This window comes from Pseudanabaena biceps PCC 7429 (assembly GCF_000332215.1).
Lineage (GTDB): Bacteria > Cyanobacteriota > Cyanobacteriia > Pseudanabaenales > Pseudanabaenaceae > Pseudanabaena > Pseudanabaena biceps.
This window is the reverse complement of record NZ_ALWB01000297.1, coordinates 1-4,690: the sequence shown is the minus strand read 5'-3', so window position 1 is coordinate 4,690 and position 4,690 is coordinate 1. Positions and strand designations below refer to the sequence as shown.

The window sequence follows — 4,690 nt, the reverse complement described above, 5'->3', positions numbered from 1 at the left end:
GACTGGGCTGATTGTAGAAGACATGGCACTTTTTGCTTTTAATTTATATTGGTCATTTTACTTTGCCTTCTTTGTTTCGTTATTTATTCATAAACGTGTGCGGTTGCCCTATCTACTAGCCATCGCCACATCCTCCATTACTTCATAAATCAACTCAGCCAACAGATCTTGCTCCTGTGTAAACATTTCGCGCAATAACTCCTTGAGCAAAGGTCGTAAATCTTGAGCTTCGAGCATAGTGATCACCTACATATTTAAAGTTTGAATATCTGCCTTGCCGCCACTCTGAACCACGACACCAATTTTTTCAGCTAACTTATTAGGATTATCAAATTTTGACTGACTCTGTTGTAATTGCAAAGCCTCTACCTTAGCCGCCAGCTCTTGATTGCTGGATAGTAGCGATCGCACCTGCTCCAATAACTTCACGACATCAGGATCATCGGCGATCGCCCCGACATCAATTACCGCTTGTCGAGCATCAAAATCTTCACCCGCATTAATCGCTTTTACTGTCTGCGTATTTGGAGCCTTGTGACTGAGAACAGCCCAAAGTGAACGCGCTAATTTCAATGTCTCATCGGTAATATTTTCGCCAACTTTAGTTAGAGAACCAATGCCAACAATTAGCAACAAACCCACAATTAGAGAAGAAACTGGCTCCATATTTACACCAACGATCTACCAATATTGTGATTTTATTTAAATTTATCTTTGCTCACACATTATCTCCAGAAACTAAAGCGATCGCCTCTTGAATTATGCGATCGCGATCGACCATCGCACCCAACTCAGCCGATTCATAATGTCCACCAAACGCCTGACCCGCAGCAGCATCTAACGCAATGTCATAGGCATCTTCCAAAGCCTCGCGCAGTTCAGAAGGTTCGCAATAATTTCCTTTAGCCTTACGTCGTTGATTAGTCCGCTGAATTTCTCGTACCGAATTTTTAATTGAAAGATCCCACGATCGCGTAGTGCGATTTTCGGCACGTTGTTTGATCAGATGGAGTAGCAAGATTTTGGCAAAGCTATAAATCTTGTTCAGCTTGTCATCCTTGCTCATCTCTGTCATCTCCTCCACTAACAGCAACGCATCGGAGATATTGCCATTTAGTAAAAATCCCTTCAGTTCTAATAACTCTTCCATACTTTTAACCTCCAGCTTCGTAGCCTAATCCATACAAAGAGGGCGATCTCTATATTAACAATCGCCTCTCTTTAGCTCCTGTTCGCTTGGGCGATCTTCCCGCCAATTTCGATGCTCATATTTGCCTAGACTAAAATCATGACTAAAAAACAGTGTCGATTAGGTAGTATTGGGTATGATTATTTTAATTTCATAAACTAAAAAGCCTTGCAATACAAGGCTTTTTAGGCTTTTTTAGATATAAAAAGTAAGCTGGGGACGAGACTCGAACTCGTGACCTACTGATTACAAATCAGTTGCTCTACCAACTGAGCTACACCAGCGAATTTAATCCTTTGTAATATTACCAGATGTGCGATCGCTTTAGCAATAGTTATCTCAAAAATAAAGATATAGCGTAGCTCTAATTACTTGACTATAAAGCAAGGGTTGACAGCTACTCCCTTCCCACTAAAGAAATAGACATATAAAACCAAGAGATAGCGGTGCGGGGCTTCGCCCCGCACCGCTATCTCTTGACTGGGAAGGGAGTAGATTTACCTGTCAAGTGGTTGACGATGATTGAATATCCCTACAAAATGCTTAGTAGGTGCTTATTAGAAAATTTTTGCTCTGCTTCAAAATAACGGTTCAAAAAACATCAGAATCCTTGAAGATTCAGCATCAAAGCATCAGCAAATTACCTATATACGCAGACAAATCAGAAGGACATGGCAAGGACAAGCGATCGCACCCAACAAGTAAATCATTACAAAACTCTGAGAATTGCCTACAATGCTGCTCCTGCCGAGGTCAAATCTGCCTATCGTGGACTGGTTAAAGAATTTCACCCTGATTGCAATCATCATCTCGATAATCACGATGATATCGCCTCGATTAACCTCGCCTATGAAGTTCTCGGCAATCCTCAATCTCGCGCCCACTACGATCGCAGCCTTGGTATTAAACACAATCCTAGCGGTTCCTCGCAGGGCTCCCAAAAGTCACCTACCAAGCGCGAAACCCATCTTAATGAAGATCAAAAAATTGATCGTTGGAGTAAACAAGTCTATGAACCAATCGTTGATCTGCTAGAGGGGATCATCGATAGTCTTGACGAACAGATCGATGCTCTTGCCGACGATCCCTATGACGATGGACTCATGGAAGACTTTGAGGACTACATTGATGAATGTCGAGGTTCCTATGCCAAGGCCCAGATTTTCTTTCGATCCTTTCCTAACCCCGCATCCGCCGCAGGCATAGCCAGCTATCTCTACCACTGCCTCAATGCCATTAGTGATGGCATCGAGGAGTTAAATTATTTCACTTTAAATTTTGACGATCGCCATTTACATACTGGACAAGAGCTATGGCGTAGGGCTGAAGAAATGCGCTACTACGCGCAGAGAGCCATGCAAAATTTGCAGTCAGACTAAAACTGCTAGAAGCCATAGCTAACAACCAACAGGTAAACCCTTTGTACGGGAAACCCTACCAGATTAGGTAGAGTCCCCCTGATGTGCTAATCGGGAAAAGTAGCTAATCTTGTATGAGATAAAAGATTAACAAAACTTAGGAGTTGGAAGCCTCATGGCTAAAGTAGTTGGAATCGACTTAGGTACGACAAACTCAGTCGTCGCCGTCATGGAAGGGGGCAAGCCAACGGTGATTGCAAACGCCGAAGGCTTCCGTACCACACCATCGGTTGTTGCCTACGCTAAAAATGGCGATCGCTTGGTTGGTCAAATTGCCAAACGCCAAGCAGTTATGAATACTGATAACACCTTTTATTCTGTAAAGCGCTTTATCGGTAGACGTTATGACGAAGTTAGCGGCGAATCCAAGCAAGTCGCTTACAAAGTTATGAAGGTGGGCGAAAACGTCAAGATTGACGCTCCAGCCGCTAGCAAACAATTTGCACCCGAAGAAATTTCCGCGCAGGTATTGCGTAAGCTGGTCGATGACGCTAGCAAATATTTAGGCGAAACCGTTACCCAAGCCGTTATCACCGTTCCTGCATATTTCAACGATTCTCAACGTCAAGCAACCAAGGACGCTGGGAAGATTGCTGGTGTTGAAGTTCTCCGCATCATCAACGAGCCTACTGCCGCAGCTTTAGCCTATGGACTAGATAGCAAGACTAACGAAACGATCCTCGTATTTGACCTTGGTGGTGGTACTTTCGACGTATCGATCCTTGAAGTGGGCGATGGCGTATTTGAAGTAATGTCTACCAGTGGTGACACTCACCTTGGTGGTGACGACTTTGACAAGAAGATCGTAGATTTCCTTGCCAGCCAGTTCCAATCCGCTGAAGGGATCGACCTTCGCAAAGATAAGCAAGCTTTACAACGTTTGACTGAAGCGGCTGAAAAGGCAAAGATTGAGCTTTCTAGCGTTACTCAAACTGAAATCAATCTTCCCTTTATCACTGCTACCCAAGATGGTCCTAAGCACTTAGATACCACCTTGACTCGCGCTAAGTTTGAAGAACTCTGCTCAGATCTAATCGATCGCTGCCGCATTCCCGTTGAGCAAGCCGTCCGCGATGCCAAGATCGACAAGTCCAAGATTGATGAAGTTGTTCTTGTGGGTGGATCTACTCGTATTCCTGCGGTTCAGGATGTGGTTAAGAAGATTCTTGGCAAGGAACCCAACCAAAGCGTTAACCCCGATGAAGTTGTGGCGATCGGCGCAGCCGTCCAAGCTGGCGTATTGGCTGGTGAAGTTAAGGACATCTTGTTGCTTGACGTTACACCTCTATCCCTTGGTGTGGAAACCTTGGGTGGCGTAATGACCAAGATTATCCCAAGAAACACCACTGTTCCTACTAAGAAATCGGAAGTCTTCTCGACTGCGGTTGACGGACAAAGCAATGTGGAAATTCACGTTCTCCAAGGTGAGCGGGAAATGTCCAACGACAACAAGAGTCTCGGAACTTTCCGTCTCGATGGTATTCCTCCTGCTCCTCGTGGCGTACCTCAAATTGAAGTTATTTTTGACATTGATGCTAACGGGCTATTGTCGGTAACTGCTAAAGATAAGGGAACAGGTAAGGTGCAAACCATCTCTATCTCTGGTGCATCCACCTTGCCTAAGGATGAAGTCGAGCGCATGGTGAATGAAGCCGAGCGTAATGCCTCCGCTGACAAGGAAAAGCGCGATCGCATTGAAGCTAAAAACCAAGCCGATTCTCTTGCTTACCAAGCCGAGAAGCAACTTAAAGATCTTGGAGACAAGGTTCCTGATGCTGAGAAGACCAAGATCGAAGGTTTGGTCAAGTCTCTACGCGAAGTGATCGCTAAGGATGACCACGAAGCGATCTCTGCTCAAACTGAAGAATTGAAGCAAGCGTTGTACGCTCTCAGTTCCTCGGTTTATCAGCAAGGTGGTGCGGAAGCTCCTGAAGGTGCTGCACCTCAAGATGGCACTAAGGATGCTGCTAGTGGCGATGACGATGTTATCGATGCTGACTTCACAGAATCGAAATAGTTAACAAAAAAGAGGGTGGGCGCTACGCGCCCACCCTCTTTTTTATTAAAAGAGAGATGCGGCGCT

The 4,690-nt window shown here is 44.8% G+C and carries 5 protein-coding genes and 1 tRNA gene; 2 read left to right on the top strand and 4 right to left on the bottom strand.

What is annotated here, in order from left to right; genetic code table 11:
* Positions 1 to 108: 108 nt before the first annotated feature.
* The 4 genes from PSE7429_RS27645 to PSE7429_RS21135 form a co-directional block, all read right to left on the bottom strand.
* Complete coding sequence (locus PSE7429_RS27645; RefSeq protein ID WP_009629407.1) at positions 109 to 237, bottom strand: hypothetical protein; 129 nt, start codon at positions 235 to 237, stop codon at positions 109 to 111.
* Between the two features lie 9 nt (positions 238 to 246).
* Positions 247 to 666 (bottom strand): hypothetical protein, encoded by a 420-nt coding sequence (locus tag PSE7429_RS23935; RefSeq protein WP_009629406.1) that lies wholly within the window; start codon positions 664 to 666, stop codon positions 247 to 249.
* Between the two features lie 52 nt (positions 667 to 718).
* Complete coding sequence (locus PSE7429_RS21140; protein WP_009629405.1) at positions 719 to 1,150, bottom strand: DUF29 family protein; 432 nt, start codon at positions 1,148 to 1,150, stop codon at positions 719 to 721.
* Between the two features lie 250 nt (positions 1,151 to 1,400).
* Positions 1,401 to 1,473 (bottom strand) — tRNA-Thr (locus PSE7429_RS21135).
* A gap of 387 nt (positions 1,474 to 1,860) precedes the next feature.
* Between PSE7429_RS21135 and PSE7429_RS21130 the strand changes: the two genes are divergently transcribed.
* Positions 1,861 to 2,568, top strand: coding sequence for a J domain-containing protein (locus PSE7429_RS21130; protein ID WP_009629404.1), 708 nt, complete (start codon positions 1,861 to 1,863; stop codon positions 2,566 to 2,568).
* A 154-nt stretch (positions 2,569 to 2,722) separates the two neighbouring features.
* Positions 2,723 to 4,624, top strand: a complete 1,902-nt coding sequence (gene dnaK / locus PSE7429_RS21125; protein ID WP_009629403.1) for a molecular chaperone DnaK — start codon at positions 2,723 to 2,725, stop codon at positions 4,622 to 4,624.
* Positions 4,625 to 4,690: the final 66 nt, after the last annotated feature.